Consider the following 16311-nt stretch of genomic DNA (forward strand, 5'->3'; position numbering starts at 1 on the left):
TATGCGGATTATCAAGCTGGGCGGCAGCCTTTTTCATACCCCAGAGCTGAAACAATGGCTGACATTGTTAAGCAGAGCCAGTGAATACGAAACAGTCATTATTGTACCGGGCGGTGGTCCTTTCGCCGATGAAGTCCGACATGCCCAACGTTTACATCGATTTAGTGACTCAACTGCTCATCATATGGCGATATTGGCCATGTCACAGTTTGGCCTACTGATACAAGATCTCGCGCCAAATTGTCGGCCTTTTTATTATCCAACTGAGCAACCAACCACGCCACTGAAAAACGGTCTTTATATCTGGTTACCTGATAAAAAAGTATTATCTGTCCCGGAGTTGAGACACAGCTGGAATATTACATCAGACAGTATGGCTCTTTGGCTAAGTCAATCCCTAAAGGCTGACGAGTTAAGCATTATCAAACGCAGCACAGTCATCTCCAGTCAAATAAAATCATTGATCAGTCATAATGTACTAGATAGTGGTTTTCTGCCTTTATTCCATCAACAACCAGTGATGACCCGTTTATTTCATTTTCAACAACAAGCCTTGTTCCCTGACAAAGGTCTTGTCCTGCAATGACAGCTGATGAAAAATCCTGAATCCCCTGTCGTTCATCGTTCAGAAGACAAACAATATATCATTGATACGCAACGGTTAATGTCGTCAGACATCTCTTACCAAGACTTAGTTAACGAAGCCAGCTATCATCAACGTGCCGACTGGGCTGCTCATATGACACCGTCATTAGCACCTTATAGTCAATTAGGCATGCAGTTAGCACTACACCACCATGGCAATCTCTTATCTCCGGAGCTTTACCCTAAACTTAAACACGCTGAAAGCGAGATAAAGACAACGTTAGCTCACGAGTTTGGCTTTTCTCATGCACGCTTCACGCATGGCGGATCCTACTCAAATTTAGACGCATTATGGCGGGCAAGAAGTCAGTCTGTTAATAAAAAGGTGGTATACGGCAGTGAAGCTTCACATTACTCGATAAGAAAAGCCTGTGACATTCTCGGTATCACCTTTGAAGCGATTCCCTGCAATACGGCTCAGCAAATCGACCTCGTTGCATTAGAGAAAAAATGTGCACAAGATGCCCCCATCGCGATTATTGCTAATATGGGCACCTCCGCGACAGGGGCAATTGATCCCATAGAAGAAATCACCGCTATTTCAACAAAACATAACTGTTGGTTACATATCGATGCGGCATGGGGCGGCAGTAATTTACTCATCGATGAAAACAATCTGTTTAAGCAATTTATGCCCAAAGTGGATAGTCTCAGCTTTGATCCCAATAAGTCACTGTTTCAGCCACGCCCTTGCAGTGTTTTATTCAGCCATTCAAAACCTGAACATACCCATGACATCAACTACCTCTCCGAATCACCTGAGAAGGCCATTAGCGGCTCTTACGGGGCAGAATTATTTATACCTTTATGGCTAAATTGGAAAATATTAGGAAAAGATTGGTTTATCGATAAGATCAACTACCGACTTGAGCAAGCAGAATATTTTGCAAGCCAACTTCAGAAACAAACAAAATGGCCGATTATTAATCATGGCACTGGGATTGTCTGTTTCAAAGCGGATCATGACGCTCTGTTAGCCCCTTTAGTCGAAAAGGGTACCGTTTCTACCATTAACTTGAATCAAACGTGCTATCACCGTGTGATTTTTGCCGGGCTCGATACTAGTGCAGAAAAACTGCTCAAGGCTTTACACCCTTTTCTTTAATTTGTTTCTGTACGCTATCAAAACGGCGTAACCAGGTAGGCAAATTATTCATTGCACCTGACCACTGATTACTCGCTTTTAAAGCTGCCTGCTTAGATGGATAAACACCAAAAATTAAAACATGCCAAGGTTTGTTATCACGCAAGCTGGTAAAGCGGGCCACATCACCGGTCAGCCCATGTTCTTCAATAAAGGCATCGACTTCTTTGTCATCCCATGACCCCATTAACTGGAATGTGTAATGTTTGGCTGGGCGAGAAAGAATCCACTTAGTGTCGTGAACCTTATCAAGGATACTTAGTTCAAGTTTTTTCACTTGTTTTGGAGCAATTGTTTTATTTTCATTGTTAACTATTTGCTCTTCAGGCCCAGGAACGGTAGGGGTTTCTTTTTCTATTTTTTCCTCAGGTTCTGCTTCGACAACTACCTGCTCAGCTTCAGCCGACGGCATCAATTTTTCCTGTTCTTGAGCACTTGAAGTTTCTGACGCTGGCGTTGGGATTTCTGCAAGCAAGGCCTCTAGTTTTTCTCGCTCAGATAGCATTTTGGCTTCTTTTTCTTGCTCATCGCCCACCACTACTGTAGCCAGCTTATTATCCTCTGCGGAAATATCTTCAGGTAATTCCAGTGTGTTCTGTGATGCTGTAGATGCAGATATCCAGTCATTGATTCGATTCTGGAAAATCAGAATAAGCACAATAACAGCAGCAAGTGAAATACCACCGCTCCATCGAAGCCAGTTAATCTGACCCAAGGAAATTTTAGGCGTACGTTTCCAGGTTTTTGCTTTGATACCCAGCAATTGTTGATGAGCCAGAGCATTTAACCGCGCAAGATTACCAGCAGAGGCCTTACTTAAATACTGAATTTCTTTTGCCGGAAAAGGGCTGTCGCCCTGATATCCGGCGCTTTTCAAACGATGTAGTAAATACGCTTCTGTCTCAATAAACTCCAGCGGTGGTAAATCCAACCACTGTGTAGAAACAAGATTAAATTTCGTCTCTGCCGTCATCGAAAGAACAGCTTGCAGAATGGGTTGCTGTTCATCATCCTGCCAGCTCAGGCAACTGTGTAATAGTTGCTGCTCAGGCTCAGATAAAAGTTGTACGTCATCTACTAGCAATACCGGTGTGATATTGAGTTTTTTTAGATGACTCAACCGCTCTTTTAATAGATTCGCCAATGATTTTTCATCATTTGTCGACGCAAGTTCAGTAGCTAATGCCTTTAGCATGCCCTGATATTGTTCAAGTGTGGAAATATTATTACGCCAGCGATAAAAGCGCATATCCGAAGTCGTTTGACGCTGTAATTGTTGCAGTAACGTCGTTTTTCCTAAGCCAGTGTCAGCTTGTAACAATATTGGTGTGGAAGTGGATCTTAATAAATGCAGAATAAGCAAACGGCGTTGCTTAATATATCGGCCATCAAAAAAATCTTCCGCAGATTTGACTTCAGAAAAAGGTAAACGCTGTAAGGCCAGCTTAGTGATATATGCTGGCTCAGGCGATGTTGCCGCAATATCACTCATCTATCACCTACTGTTTTTCCTGAAATGCCACCAGCGTTTCTTGCAGCTTTTCTAAATCATAATCATCACTGATGATGGCCTTACCAATACCTTTTAAGAGTACAAGACGGATAACGCCATCCTGCACTTTTTTATCCACAGACATCAGGGATAAAAATTTCTCAGCAGACATTTCCTGTGGGCTTTGAACAGGAAGTCCAGCAGCGAGAAACAAATCGGCAATTCGGCTCACTTCATCGGCAGACATCCAACCTTGCCGTGCAGAGAGATCTGCCGCCATCAACATACCAGTTGCAATCGCTTCGCCATGTAGCCAATTACCATAGCCCATGCCAGTTTCAATGGCATGGCCAAAGGTATGACCTAAATTCAATAAGGCACGAACATCCTGCTCTGTCTCATCCTTGGCAACAATATCCGCTTTATCCTGACATGAGCGTTCAATGGCGTAAGCCAGGGCTTGGGAATCACGTTGTTTTAATGCTGAGATATTTTTTTCTAACCACTCAAAAAAGTCCAGGTCATTGATCAAACCATATTTAATGACTTCGGCAAGACCCGATGCTAATTGTCGGTCATCCAGCGTATTGAGTGTATTGGTATCAGCGACCACACACTGAGGCTGATAAAAAGCGCCGATCATGTTCTTACCCAAAGCATGATTAACCGCTGTTTTCCCACCCACAGAAGAATCCACTTGTGACAATAATGTGGTGGGTATTTGAATAAATGGTACACCACGCTGATAGCAAGCGGCTGCAAACCCTGTCATATCGCCAATCACACCACCACCTAATGCAATCAAAGTCACTTGTCTGGAAAACTGCTCAGACAGTAACTTGTCAAAGATATGATTCATGACCTCCAGAGTTTTGTATGATTCGCCATCAGGAAGCACCACCGAGTCACATTTAAATTCTGTCAACAGAGCACTTACTTTATCGAGATATAAAGGTGCGATTGTTTCATTGGTCACAATCAATACTTCCTGACGTTTAATATGCTTTGTAAGGAGTTCTTTCTGTGACAATAAGTCAGTACCGATGTATATCGGGTAGCTTCGCTCTGCTAATTCAACCTGTAACGTTTTCATGAGTTCTTCTTTTCTTGTCTAATTCTTTCAGCCTACGGATAACTTCATTTACAGTGTGCTGGACGGATTGTTCACCGGTTTTTATTATGATGTCAGCCACGTCACGATAGAGTGGTTCACGAATAGTGAGCAAATTTTCGATTTGTTTACGTCTATCCGTATTTTGTAACAATGGCCGTTTTTTATCTCTGGCCGTGCGCCGATATAACTGTTCGGCTGAGGCTGATAAATAAATCACCTGGCCACGAGACTTCAGGCATTGTCGATTCTGCTCGGATAAAACGGCACCACCACCTGTAGCCACGACCACATTTTTTAGCTCTGTCAGCTCGTCAATCGCTTTGGATTCACGTTCTCTAAAACCCGACTCGCCTTCCATCTCAAAAATCCAGGAAATCGAGACGCCTGTACGCTTTTCGATGACTTTATCGCTATCATAAAATTTTCTATGCAGAACTTTAGCCAGTTGTCTACCAATCGTAGACTTCCCTGATCCCATCGGCCCAACAAGAAATATATTACCTAAACTCAATGTGGTTTATCCAAATGCTGATGACAAAAAAGCCGGCTCATACAAGACCCGGCTTTTTGATTTTAACTGAAAATGACTGATTTCAGTATTGAAAACCTTCTTTTACAATTTTTGGTGTAATGAAAACAAGTAGTTCGCGCTTTGTATCTGTTTTATTCGTATTTCTGAACATAAAGCCGACATAGGGTAAATCACCAAAAAATGGCACACGTTCTACCGTATCAGATTTTGTTTGTTCATAAATACCACCAAGCACGACGGTTTCACCATTGTCGACCAACACTTGAGTCTGAACTTTTCGAGTATCTATACTCGGAATACCATTAAAAAGGCTACCTACTGCATCTTTACTGACTTCCAAATCCATGACAATACGATCATCAGGGGTAATTTGAGGTGTCACATCAAGCTTAAGAACAGCTTCTTTGAAAGATACATTCGTCGCACCACTTGAAGTTGCTTCCTGATATGGAATTTCTGTGCCCTGCTCAATCGTAGCTTGCTTTTGGTTAGAGGTGATCACTCGTGGAGATGAGATAACCTCACCTTTACCTTCTGTTTCCATGGCTGATAATTCAAGCTCAAGAATCATGCCTAGCGGTAATTTTGTTAATGCAAGACCAATAGTGCCTGCGGCATCACTAACAGGTAGATTAACATTTAAATCCTGTCCAAGTGCTCTGGCTCCTGTTGCTGGAGTAACACTACCGGTGTCGGTGACTGACAAATCACTGAGTGATGACGAAGTAGCAGCACCCAAGGTATTACTTTTTGCAGAGGCTCCAAACCGCACACCTAATTCATTTTCGAAATCATTATTGGCAATAACGATTCGTGATTCAATCAGTACTTGTCTGACAGGTTTATCCAACTGTTCAATCACTTGCCCAATTTCAGTCAGACTCTTCGCTGTGTCACGAATTAACAGGGAGTTTGTTCTGGCATCGATTGTAATATTACCTCTTGGCGATAAGAAACCCGACTCTTTGCCGTCACCTTGCAGCAAGGTTGCCAATTCATCTGCTTTGGCAAATTTAATTTCTTTGATTTCTGTGTAGAGTGGCTCTAATTCAACTAATTGCTTTTGGGCTTCCAGCTCTTGCTTTTCTCTTGCCGCAATTTCTGCTGCCGGTGCCACTAACATCACATTGCCATTTTGTCTCATGGCAAGGCCTTTTGTTTTTAGAATGATATCTAAGGCCTGATCCCAAGGGACATTTTTCAAACGTAGAGTAAGATTGCCCGTTACTGTATCACTGGTGACCAGATTCATTCCTGTGAAATCAGCCAAGAGTTGAAGTACCGCTCTCACTTCAATATTCTGGAAATTCAATGAGAGTTTTTCGCCGGTGTAGCCAAACTCATTTCGGCCACCTTTTTTCGACTCATCTTCTGCTACAGGTTTAACTTCCACCACCAGTGTATTTTCAGATTGATAGGCAAGGTGTTCATATTTACCTTTTGTTGTCAGCGTTAGCTGCGTCCCACCATTTTTACTTTCAGTATCCACAAACTGTACTGGTGTAGCAAAATCCATCACATCCAGACGACGATGAAGTTTTTCCGGCAAAGAAACATTGCTCAAATCAACAACAATATTTCCCCGCTCCTGTTTAACATCCATAGAGGCATTATCATTGGCGAGTTTTAATATCAAACGGGCCTGGCCGTCATCACCTCGACGAAAATCAATATCTGTCACACTATTTGCTGCCGATGTCGTACTTGTTTTATTTTTGGCCACATTGACACTATCGATGGTAACAGTCATCTGATTGTTGTCACGGCTTATTGTATAAGGCACTTTTTGCAGTAGATTAATAACCATTCTGGTGCGATCCCCTGCTTCCACAGCAGCGATACTTTTAGTCACACCAATATTTACCTGTTTGACTCTCTGTGGCAGTGCATTCTTGACACCAGCAAAATCAATCACAATCCTGGCTGGATCATCTGTCGAAAAACTATGTGGTTCAGGAAAATCTCCAGAGAACTGCACCTGTATTTTTGCTTTATCACCAGGCAGTGCAGTGAAATCGACAGCCGTCATTTCTGCTGCATTGACGCTATTTGATGCCATTAGAAAAGCTGTTAACCAGAATAAATGCTGTTTCAATCTAACGCTCCAACTCGGCTTGGTTTGTAATGATTGCTGTGTATCCATGACTTTTCCATCTCTAATCATTTTCATTGACTAATTTACCTCTACCGCCGGAACGGAAGTCTCACGTTCGATATAACCACCACCGCCCTGAGGAACGATTTCCTTGAGAACCAATTTAGAATCACTGATTTCCATGATTTTGCCGTTATTCTGGCCCATATAGTTACCTGTCTGCACTCGGTGTATGACACCATCCGGTGCTCTTACCAAAGCCCAAACCTGCTCTTGCTCCAATGTACCTACATATTGCAACTGTGATAAATCGAAAAATTCTAATACTTCTTTTCGTCTGTTTTCATCGGGACGAATACCATTATCAACAACAGGCTCTGGTGCGGGCTGCGGGACATCAATCACAGTTGGAACAAACGGGTCTCTCAAGTTTGAAGCCGCATACGCAAACTTCTCATAGGGTTTCATAACGGGTATCGGCTCTATATCCGATTTCTGTTGACTTTTCACCTGAGCTATATAGGCATTCAAATCGGCTTTATCCTGATTACAAGCTGCCAGTGAGCATACAAGAAGCAGTGATAAGGCCCATTTAAATATAAGGTTTGATGATGGGTAAATTGTGTTCATGTCATTGTTACTCTATTTATCATCATCAAAATAACGATAGGTTTTTGCTGTAATGTTCATGGTCATTTTGCCTGTCGCCTGACTCATTGGCCCCATGCTGATGTCATGCAAAGTCACAATCCGTGGTAAAGCCGCTACCCCACTCACAAATTCTCCGAACTGGTGGTATGTTCCAGTCACCGTCATCTGTATCGGCAATTCAGCATAAAAATCCACAGGCCTCTCACCTTCGGGTTTGAAAAGCTCAAACTCCAGACCATTTATCAAACCTGTTCGGGTGATATCGACGAGTAAATCGGGTACTTCACTTTTTTTAGGTAGTTGCTCAAGCATAGAGGAAAACATCACTCGCATTTCGGCTAACTGTTCTTTGTAAGCCTCGAGATTTACCGCTTTGGCTTGTTTAATCTCAAAAATTTGCTTGAGTTCGACTTCTTTTTGCTCAAGTTTGGTCAGCTCGGCTTGCTTATCTTTCAGAATAAAATAATAACCACCAGCCCAGACCAACAGACAAATCAACACAGCAGCAACGATTTTTATAGGCGTGGGCCACTCACCACTTTCATTAAAATCAAGTTCCGTAATAGAGGAAAGGTCCATTATTTATCCCCCTTTGTCGCAGCTGCTGATTCATTGACCTCTACAGTAAACTGTCTGATCGCATTATTGCTTGTAGATGTCCGTTTGATAACTTCCAGGCGAGACTCGCCGTATTCAGGATTTTCATCAAGTTGACGCATAAAGACAGATACCCTGGCATTCGATTCTGCCGTTCCGCTGAAGGTAATGGTATTACCTGTACGTACCACTTTTTCTAAATGAATACCCTCAGGAACCACCCGCGCGATAGAGTCGAATACTTTTACCACTTTAGGACGACTTTCCTGTAAATCCTGAATAACTTGCATTCTGGCCAAAAGCCGTTTCTTTTGTGCTTCGAGGTCTTGAATTTCTTTAATTTTGACATCTAACTTAGTGATTTCTGTCTGTAATTGCGTATTGCGCTGGTTTTGATCACTAATCAGGCTATTGGCGTAACCCATCACAAGATAAAAAATAAGGGCTGCAAACAAAAAAGTTGCGCCCATCGCTAAATAAAACTGTTTCTGCCGCTCTTCTCTTCGCTTTTCACGCCATGGCAGTAGATTGATATGTGCCATCAGTCAAAACTCCTCATTGCCAAGCCGCAAGCAATCATCATCGAAGGAGCATCATTACTTAATGCCTGTATTTTCACCCGAGATCCCAGAATCATCTCTGCAAAAGGATTAGCAATAGATGTTGATGTACCGGTTTCTTCTTCTATCATCGTATCGATACCTTCGATAGAAGCACACCCTCCAGCCAGAATAATATGATCGATGGACTGATATTGTGTCGATGCTGAAAAGAAGAATTGCAATGCTCGTGTTACGGTCATTGCCATTGAACGCTTGAAAGGTTCAAGCACTTTCGGACCATAATCATCTGGCAAACTGCCATCTTTCTTCGCTCGCCCCGCCTCCTGATAAGACATCCCGTAATGGCGTTCAATATCTTCAGTTAACATTCTTCCGCCAAATGTTTGCTCACGGGTAAAAACAATTTTGCCGTCAACCAGTACGTGTAAGGTTGTCAGTGTTGCACCGACATCAGCAACAGCGACCGTCAAGCCCTGGCCATGGTGTGGCAATTGTCGAGCGATTAATTCAAACGCATTTTCCATTGTATAGGCTTCGACATCGACCAGTCGGGGTTTTAATCCAGCTTTCTCGACCACCTCAGTACGGACATCCACATTTTCACGGCGTGAAGCAGCAAGCAGAACATCAACAGCTTCAACATCAGCTGCTGAAGGCCCTAATATTTCAAAATCCAGTCGTACTTCATCAAGTGGGTAAGGAATATAGTTTTCTGCTTCCATAAGGACATTTTCTTCAAGCTCACGCTCTGATAATGAAGCAGGAAAAGATACGATTTTACTGATGGCTGAATTAGCAGAAACGGCAACAGCGGCTTCTTTGGCTTTTGTACCTGAACGTTTGACTGCGCGTCTTATTGCACCAGCCACTTCATCTCTATTTTCAATGCGGCTTTCAACCACAGCATTGACAGGTAAAGGCTCAACGGAATATGACTCGACAGTATATTTCTCACCTTTTTTACTCAGTTCTAATACCTTTACTACCGAAGAACTGATATCTATGCCTAGCAAAGGGGATTTTTTTCGTCCGAACATTTATCGCCTCAATTCCCGTTGATTCATTGAATAAGCCCACTTAGCACTATTACTTAAAGTAGTTTATTAAGAATCTTGAGCTTGTCAACCTAAATATATCAATAAAACTAGTGATTTGAACCCTCTCACTGTTATTATTTGTGACTCAATATATACTTTCACATCATTTCTTACATAGCAGCCAAGTCTACATGTATCGATTTATTCGTTTGACCACAAAGCTTATTTTAATTTTAGCGTTGTTGACCCTTATCGCCGCCGGCGTGATTTATTTCTTTTTGGCTCCCAAACTGCCTGACACTAACACCCTTAAAGAAACTCAGTTGCAAATCCCTTTGCGAATTTTTAGCTCTGAAGGTCTATTAATGGCTGAATTTGGCGAGAAAAGACGTATTCCAGTGGAATATAATGATATCCCCAAACCGCTGGTTGAGGCCTTTTTAGCTGCAGAGGATGATCGCTTCTACCAGCATCCTGGGGTTGATTATCAGGGCATTATTCGTGCTGCTTACTCCCTGCTGCTCACAGGTGAAAAATCACAGGGTGGTAGCACAATCACCATGCAAGTTGCGCGCAATTTTTTCTTATCTAATGAAAAAACTTATTTAAGAAAATTAAATGAAATTATTCTCGCACTGGAGATTGAAAAGGTTTTATCGAAAGAAGAAATCTTAGCGCTTTACTTGAATAAAATATATCTAGGCAGTCGTGCCTACGGTGTCGGTGCCGCTGCTAATGTCTATTACGGCAAACCACTGGATCAGTTATCTCTCGCTGAGATGGCGATGATTGCAGGCTTACCCAAAGCCCCTTCCGCTTATAATCCCATAGCTAATCCAGAACGCGCGACAGTAAGACGAAACTATGTTTTACGACGTATGTGGGAAGTCGGCTTTATCCAGAAAGCCGATTACGAGGAAGCTATAAAAGCACCCGTTACTGCCAGCTACCATGGCCCGGAAATCAAAGTTTACGCGCCCTATGTGTCTGAAATGGTTCGTACAGAATTGATTAATAAGTTTGGTGAAGTGGCATACACCAATGGCTTTAACGTCTATACAACGATCCGTGCAAAGCATCAGCAAGCAGCCAATAAGGCATTACAATCGGCTTTGTTAGATTACGATCGCAGACACGGCTATCGTGGTCCCGTTGCAAATGTGGCTTTACCAGAAGATGTTTCTGACCGCGCAGCCCTTGATAAAGTGGTTAAGGACTATGACAACATAGGCCCGTTAAAAACGGCTGTTGTTATTGAGACCACAGATGAAAAAGCAGAGCTCTATATTCGGAACTGGGGTTATGCTCAATTACCACTTAATGCCGTTAAGTGGGCTCAGAAAAAACTCAGTACCAACAGTCGTGGCCCTGTCCCTAAAAAGATCACAGATGCCATCAAAGTAGGTGACATCATCCGTGTCGAACAATTGACCAGCCCTAACTGGGAATTGGCTGAATTACCTGAGGCCCAAGGCGCATTAGTTGCTGTTGCCCCATATGATGGTGCAGTCACAGCATTGAATGGTGGTTTTGACTTCTTTAATAACAAGTTTAACCGTGTGACTCAATCTCGTCGCCAACCCGGCTCTGGCTTCAAACCCTTTATCTACTCTGCTGCCTTGGAAAAAGGGTACACCGCAGCGACGATTATTAATGATGCACCAGTGGTGTTTGATGATCCTGGTCTAGAGAACGTCTGGCGACCACAAAACTACAGCGGTAAATTCTTTGGGCCCACACGTTTACGCGAAGCCCTTATTCATTCCCGTAACCTGGTATCCATCCGTTTGCTGCGCGATATTGGCGCTGACTATGCTGTTCAATATGCAGAACGTTTTGGTTTCAAACCCGGCATGATGCATAAAAATCTGTCGTTAGCGCTGGGCAGTGGCAGTGCCGCCCCATGGGATATGGCACGAGCCTATTCCTCACTGGCTAATGGCGGTTATAAAATTGAGCCTTACATCATCCAGCGTGTAGAAGATGCCTCTGGAAAAATTGTGATGCAGGCAACACCTGATACCGTTTGTGAAACCTGTCTGATGGATGAATCTACTCTTGATGATAGTGATTTCCATGTCGCTAAGCATATCATGACGCCACAAAATAACTACATCATGAATAGTTTATTACGGGATGTGGTTAAACATGGCACCGGTCGGAAAGCAATGAGTCTTGGTCGTGATGATTTAGCCGGAAAAACCGGTACAACCAATGATCAGGTGGATGCCTGGTTTAATGGTTTTCATCCGGAATTAGTGGCTGTGGCCTGGGTAGGATTCGATAATCCACACTCATTAGGCCGCTATGAAACAGGGGGTCGCGCCGCTTTACCAATGTGGATAGATTTCATGAAAGTTGCTCTGGAAGGCATGCCTGAAGCACCATTGCAACCACCTGTTGGAATGGTAACCGTCAGAATCGATCCCGCGACAGGCCTACTGGCGAGACCTGAAGCCACAGATGCGATATATGAGACCTTCAGAGAAGAATATGTACCAAAACAGATGGCACCGCTATCTGGGCAAGGTGATAGCGGTACATCACCGGTCATCGACTTATTCTGATTTATCGAACCTGTTTGGCCAACTGCCCGGACTGTAATTCACCGTTCGGGTAGTCGCCATTCAGTAATCGTAATTGCTGAATTGGGCTGTTGCTGATTCTGCTTTGTTTTGCCCATGAAGCATAATTATCGTTTTTACCCACCCTGAGAATTTGAATTTTTAACTCTTGGGCCAGCTTAATTTCATCTTCCCGTAAGCTATGCAGACTTTGTATTGTTTTAAGGAAGGCTGGATCGTAACTTGTAAACAAGGTACTAGTTTCTGCACCACCAAAGAAAATATAGGCTTTATCTTTTAAGTAAACGACAGCGACCCTGACGGTTTTATCCTGAGCAAGCGCAATCCCGGTATATCCGTCGAGCCCATGACTATTAAAGCTTTGGCCAGAACGAATTGTGGTAATTTTCAAACGTTGCTTAATAAACTGCTCCGGCGTTAACTTACGATTCAGATCCGCAGCGCCCATTTCAACGACAGCCTTGCCATCAGGGGCTACAGCCTGCAGGCTATCCGGGTTATTGTTAATGTGCCATTTTTCAGGAAAATCAACAGCAAACCCCATAGCAAGATGATAAAAATGATTTTCGGAGCGAATGCCCTGCTCCTCACTATCACCAAAGGTCATGCCGGCGATATGGTCTAAATAAGCCGTTCTGTCGATTTTACCGTCAGTCACTTTATATTTATCCGCAGCGGCAACAACGCCTTGCAACCGTGTATCATTATCAGGGTGACTAGCAAATAAACCATGGTAGCCCTGATACTCACGACCTTGTTTCTTCGCCTCAGCAGCAGCAAAAATCTCCTGATTTTTCAATACAGTAATGACATCAATCATGGCATGTGGATCATAGCCTGCTCTGGCCAGATACTCGGCACCTAAGCGATCCGACTCAAGCTCATGTTCACGGCCATAACCGCTTAATAAAGCACCACCTAACATATTGAAGATATTCTGAGAACCTGCGTTACGTAGCTCCGGGATTAATATCGAGCCCAGGGTATATCCAATATTGGCCGCTTGTGCTGCACTTTGTTGTCTGACACCATGCCGGGCAGTGACATGACCAATTTCATGGCCAAGCACCGCAGCAAGTTCAGCTTCAGAATTCAGATAAGCCATTAGGCCACGGGTGATATAAACATAACCACCTGGCAAGGCAAAGGCATTGATGACCGGAGAATCCAGTACAGTAAATCGATAGACTAAGTCTTTACGATGACTAACCGATGCCAGTTTTTCGCCCACAGACTGCACATAAGTTTGCAGTTGCTCATCATCATAACGACCATATTCAGCAATAATTTTGGGATGATTGGTCCTTCCCATCTCCAGCTCAGTATCTTCACCAAACATGACGAAGTTTTGATCACCGGTTACCGGATTCGTTGCACATCCACCAAGCCCCAGAAACAACAAAGCCCCTGCGATTACGCAGAGGCTTCGTATTCCGTCGTGACTTGTACTACCTTGTACGAACACGTCAATCATAGTTCAAACCATTTTTGTTCGACAGATTATTTACCGTATTTTTGACGGAATTTATCAACACGACCCGCTGTGTCTAACATTTTTTGTTTGCCAGTGTAGAACGGGTGGCATTCTGAACACACATCCAGAGTCAAGTCTGAAGTGCGTGTAGAGCGAGTTTTAAAGGTGTTACCGCAGCTACAGGTAACATTGATCTCGGTGTAATCTGGATGGATATCCGCTTTCATATCTGTACTCGTTATGTGTGTTTGCAAAAAATCTTGCTGTAACCATAAGGTTACGAGCTTTAGAACCGCGTTATTTTATAGATCAACCTTGCTTCAGGCAAGTTTATTTACAATAAAATCTGCTTAAGCTTTCTCAGCGACCAGCATGGCTTGATCTCGCCAACCTGACTCAAGCTGCCCCAACACAGATTCTTCACGATAAACCCGAACGTTAAGACCGCTGAACATATGCAGTAGCTCATTATCATCTAACAGAAAGTCAGGGTTATTTGGACCAATCTCATTAACTTTATTCCGACAAAACGTCTGATAAAACAACAGACCACCCGACTTGAGAGTATCAACAATCACTGGCGCCATATCCCGTACTAAAAAATGCGATACGACAATCACATCATAGACTGCTGTTGCAGGAGGATCCGCAATGACATCGCGTTGTTGTGCATGAATATCCAAAGAGACTTTTCCGGCATTTACCTTTAATTGTTCAATCGCGACCGATGAAATATCCCAACTCTCAACTTTTAAGCCTTTCTCTGCTAAAAAAAGACTATTGCCACCCAACCCACAAGCCAGATCTAATGCCAGGCCAGTTTTAGGTAATAAATGCTGGTTTTGCTCTAACACTGTCGAAACACCAGGCTTCTCACTCTGGCGCTTGCTGTAAATCGCATCCCATTTTTGTTGTACATCCATCATTAGCGACGCCAAAAGGCCGGGGTCAGCACCACAAGCAAAGTAAATATTTCTAATCGTCCCAATAGCATAGCCATGGCTAATACCCATTTGGAGGGTGCATTAATTTCACCAAAGTTAGCCCCGACTTCGCCAAGCCCTGGACCGAGATTATTCAGGCAGGCTGTTACTGCAGAGAATGAGGTCACTACATCAAGGCCGGTCGACATTAAAAATAAATGCATGATACTGAAACAGAACACATACATGGCAAAAAAGCCCCAGACCGCGCCAACCACTTTCGCAGGCAGGGCTTTGCCATTCACCTTGATGGCAAAGACCGCATTAGGGTGAATCAGACGTAATACTTCACGATACCCCTGTTTAAACAGCAGCATGATCCGGATGACTTTAATACCGCCACCCGTGGAAAAAGCACAGCCACCGATATAACTTGCCATCAATAATAGGATAGGTAAGAAGCCAGGCCACAGGTAATAATCGGTTGTGGTGTAACCAGCCGTTGTACCGATAGACACTGTCTGGAAAACGCCTTGATGCACTGCGGTCCAAAGGTTATCGAAGGTACCACTGAAATACAGATAACTCGACGTCACTACTGATATCACGCCAAGTATGGCCAGATAAGTCCGTAACTCAGAGTCTTTCCAATAATGTTTGATGCTGCGGTGGCGCCAAGCCAGAAAGTGAAGCGAGAAGTTCATACCGGAGATCAACATAAAGACTACGGTAATCATTTCAATCGTTGCACTGTCAAAAAAACCAATACTGGCATCATGAGTGGAGAAACCACCTATAGCCACTGTTGAGAAACTATGACAAATAGCGTCAAACCAGGTCATCCCACCTAAACGAAAAGCAATCGCACAGGCAATGGTCAACGATAAGTAGATATACCAGAGTGCTTTAGCTGTTTCGGTGATCCGTGGTGTGAGTTTGGCATCTTTCATCGGCCCCGGTGTCTCAGCACGATAGAGCTGCATACCACCAACACCTAATAAGGGCAGGATAGCGACCGCCAATACGACAATACCCATGCCACCTAACCACTGCAGAAATTGACGATAAAACAGAACAGCTTTAGGCAGTGTATCTAAGCCAGTAAGAACGGTTGCACCAGTAGTTGTCAAACCCGACATCGACTCAAACACAGCATCAGTGAATGACATTTTAGGGACTTCAGTCAAAAAGAAAGGTAATGACCCAGACAAACCAAGAGCGATCCAAAACATCACCACCACAATAAAACCATCGCGAATTTTTAACTCTTTACGATGATGCCTGACGGGCAACCAAAACAATAAGCCGATAATCAACAACAAAACAAAGGCGGTGAGGAAGGCGCTACTGGCACCATCTTGGTAGTACCAAGACACCAATACAGGCGGCAGCATCGTGATACTGAACAGCGATAACAAAATACCTAGAATGCGTTGAATCGTCAGTAACTGCATGATGG

Annotated in this window: 15 protein-coding genes; 3 read left to right on the forward strand and 12 right to left on the reverse strand. The window is 43.5% G+C overall.

The features are described from left to right. Window position 1 precedes the first annotated feature (1 nt). Both QQL60_RS11300 and QQL60_RS11305 read left to right on the forward strand, forming a co-directional pair. The gene (locus QQL60_RS11300; protein ID WP_007143957.1) at window positions 2–586 is read left to right on the forward strand and encodes an amino acid kinase family protein; all 585 of its coding nucleotides are present in this window, start codon (window positions 2–4) and stop codon (window positions 584–586) included. Between the two features lie 6 nt (window positions 587–592). Further along, window positions 593–1750 (forward strand): pyridoxal phosphate-dependent decarboxylase family protein, encoded by a 1158-nt coding sequence (locus QQL60_RS11305; RefSeq protein ID WP_284723357.1) that lies wholly within the window; start codon window positions 593–595, stop codon window positions 1748–1750. Here the strand turns inward: QQL60_RS11305 and QQL60_RS11310 are convergent. The 8 genes from QQL60_RS11310 to QQL60_RS11345 form a co-directional block, all read right to left on the reverse strand. After that, a complete protein-coding gene (locus tag QQL60_RS11310; RefSeq protein WP_284723358.1) occupies window positions 1725–3281 on the reverse strand; it encodes an SPOR domain-containing protein in 1557 nt (518 codons plus the stop codon). The genes QQL60_RS11305 and QQL60_RS11310 overlap by 26 nt on opposite strands. A 7-nt stretch (window positions 3282–3288) precedes the next feature. Next, window positions 3289–4374, reverse strand: coding sequence for a 3-dehydroquinate synthase (gene aroB / locus QQL60_RS11315; RefSeq protein ID WP_284723359.1), 1086 nt, complete (start codon window positions 4372–4374; stop codon window positions 3289–3291). Next, a complete protein-coding gene (aroK, locus tag QQL60_RS11320) occupies window positions 4355–4906 on the reverse strand; it encodes a shikimate kinase AroK (protein ID WP_139031814.1) in 552 nt (183 codons plus the stop codon). Before aroK ends, aroB begins: the two co-directional genes overlap by 20 nt. A gap of 82 nt (window positions 4907–4988) precedes the next feature. Further along, window positions 4989–7097: a type IV pilus secretin PilQ gene (locus QQL60_RS11325; RefSeq protein WP_284723360.1), complete on the reverse strand. Its 2109-nt coding sequence runs from the start codon at window positions 7095–7097 to the stop codon at window positions 4989–4991. Window positions 7098–7100: 3 nt separating this feature from the next. Further along, entirely contained in the window at window positions 7101–7652 is a 552-nt protein-coding gene (locus QQL60_RS11330; protein WP_007143963.1) for a pilus assembly protein PilP, read from the reverse strand. 12 nt (window positions 7653–7664) lie between these two features. After that, window positions 7665–8252, reverse strand: coding sequence for a type IV pilus inner membrane component PilO (locus QQL60_RS11335; protein WP_273178427.1), 588 nt, complete (start codon window positions 8250–8252; stop codon window positions 7665–7667). Further along, window positions 8252–8812 (reverse strand): PilN domain-containing protein, encoded by a 561-nt coding sequence (locus QQL60_RS11340; RefSeq protein WP_284723361.1) that lies wholly within the window; start codon window positions 8810–8812, stop codon window positions 8252–8254. The genes QQL60_RS11335 and QQL60_RS11340 overlap by 1 nt, the downstream gene beginning before the upstream one ends. Next, window positions 8812–9870, reverse strand: a complete 1059-nt coding sequence (locus tag QQL60_RS11345) for a pilus assembly protein PilM (RefSeq protein WP_273178429.1) — start codon at window positions 9868–9870, stop codon at window positions 8812–8814. The genes QQL60_RS11340 and QQL60_RS11345 overlap by 1 nt, the downstream gene beginning before the upstream one ends. 191 nt (window positions 9871–10061) lie before the next feature. Here QQL60_RS11345 and QQL60_RS11350 point away from each other — a divergent pair, with 191 nt between their 5' ends. Next, window positions 10062–12437 carry a penicillin-binding protein 1A gene (locus QQL60_RS11350; protein ID WP_284723362.1) on the forward strand — a complete coding sequence of 792 codons (2376 nt, stop codon included), beginning with the start codon at window positions 10062–10064 and terminating at the stop codon, window positions 12435–12437. Window position 12438: 1 nt separating this feature from the next. Here QQL60_RS11350 and QQL60_RS11355 read toward each other — a convergent pair whose 3' ends face one another. From QQL60_RS11355 to QQL60_RS11370, 4 genes are all read right to left on the reverse strand, one after another. Then, window positions 12439–13929: a M48 family metalloprotease gene (locus tag QQL60_RS11355; protein ID WP_284723363.1), complete on the reverse strand. Its 1491-nt coding sequence runs from the start codon at window positions 13927–13929 to the stop codon at window positions 12439–12441. Between the two features lie 26 nt (window positions 13930–13955). Then, window positions 13956–14156: a 50S ribosomal protein L31 gene (gene rpmE / locus QQL60_RS11360; protein ID WP_007143969.1), complete on the reverse strand. Its 201-nt coding sequence runs from the start codon at window positions 14154–14156 to the stop codon at window positions 13956–13958. A gap of 123 nt (window positions 14157–14279) precedes the next feature. After that, entirely contained in the window at window positions 14280–14855 is a 576-nt protein-coding gene (locus QQL60_RS11365) for a class I SAM-dependent methyltransferase (protein WP_284723364.1), read from the reverse strand. Continuing rightward, window positions 14855–16306, reverse strand: coding sequence for a TrkH family potassium uptake protein (locus tag QQL60_RS11370; protein ID WP_273178433.1), 1452 nt, complete (start codon window positions 16304–16306; stop codon window positions 14855–14857). The genes QQL60_RS11365 and QQL60_RS11370 overlap by 1 nt, the downstream gene beginning before the upstream one ends. Between the last annotated feature and the right edge of the window lie 5 nt (window positions 16307–16311).

It is taken from the genome of Methylophaga thalassica, from assembly GCF_030159795.1.
Lineage (GTDB): Bacteria > Pseudomonadota > Gammaproteobacteria > Nitrosococcales > Methylophagaceae > Methylophaga > Methylophaga thalassica.

Excerpts from the sequence above, each read along its gene's own strand:
- QQL60_RS11300 (WP_007143957.1), top strand. The coding sequence starts at position 2 with ATGCGGATTATCAAGCTGGGCGGCAGCCTTTTTCATACCCCAGAGCTG.
- QQL60_RS11305 (WP_284723357.1), top strand. The coding sequence starts at position 593 with ATGAAAAATCCTGAATCCCCTGTCGTTCATCGTTCAGAAGACAAACAA.
- QQL60_RS11310 (WP_284723358.1), bottom strand. The coding sequence starts at position 3,281 with ATGAGTGATATTGCGGCAACATCGCCTGAGCCAGCATATATCACTAAG.
- aroB (WP_284723359.1), bottom strand. The coding sequence starts at position 4,374 with ATGAAAACGTTACAGGTTGAATTAGCAGAGCGAAGCTACCCGATATAC.
- QQL60_RS11325 (WP_284723360.1), bottom strand. The coding sequence starts at position 7,097 with ATGAAAATGATTAGAGATGGAAAAGTCATGGATACACAGCAATCATTA.
- QQL60_RS11330 (WP_007143963.1), bottom strand. The coding sequence starts at position 7,652 with ATGAACACAATTTACCCATCATCAAACCTTATATTTAAATGGGCCTTA.
- QQL60_RS11335 (WP_273178427.1), bottom strand. The coding sequence starts at position 8,252 with ATGGACCTTTCCTCTATTACGGAACTTGATTTTAATGAAAGTGGTGAG.
- QQL60_RS11340 (WP_284723361.1), bottom strand. The coding sequence starts at position 8,812 with ATGGCACATATCAATCTACTGCCATGGCGTGAAAAGCGAAGAGAAGAG.
- QQL60_RS11345 (WP_273178429.1), bottom strand. The coding sequence starts at position 9,870 with ATGTTCGGACGAAAAAAATCCCCTTTGCTAGGCATAGATATCAGTTCT.
- QQL60_RS11350 (WP_284723362.1), top strand. The coding sequence starts at position 10,062 with ATGTATCGATTTATTCGTTTGACCACAAAGCTTATTTTAATTTTAGCG.
- QQL60_RS11355 (WP_284723363.1), bottom strand. The coding sequence starts at position 13,929 with ATGATTGACGTGTTCGTACAAGGTAGTACAAGTCACGACGGAATACGA.
- rpmE (WP_007143969.1), bottom strand. The coding sequence starts at position 14,156 with ATGAAAGCGGATATCCATCCAGATTACACCGAGATCAATGTTACCTGT.
- QQL60_RS11365 (WP_284723364.1), bottom strand. The coding sequence starts at position 14,855 with ATGATGGATGTACAACAAAAATGGGATGCGATTTACAGCAAGCGCCAG.
- QQL60_RS11370 (WP_273178433.1), bottom strand. The coding sequence starts at position 16,306 with ATGCAGTTACTGACGATTCAACGCATTCTAGGTATTTTGTTATCGCTG.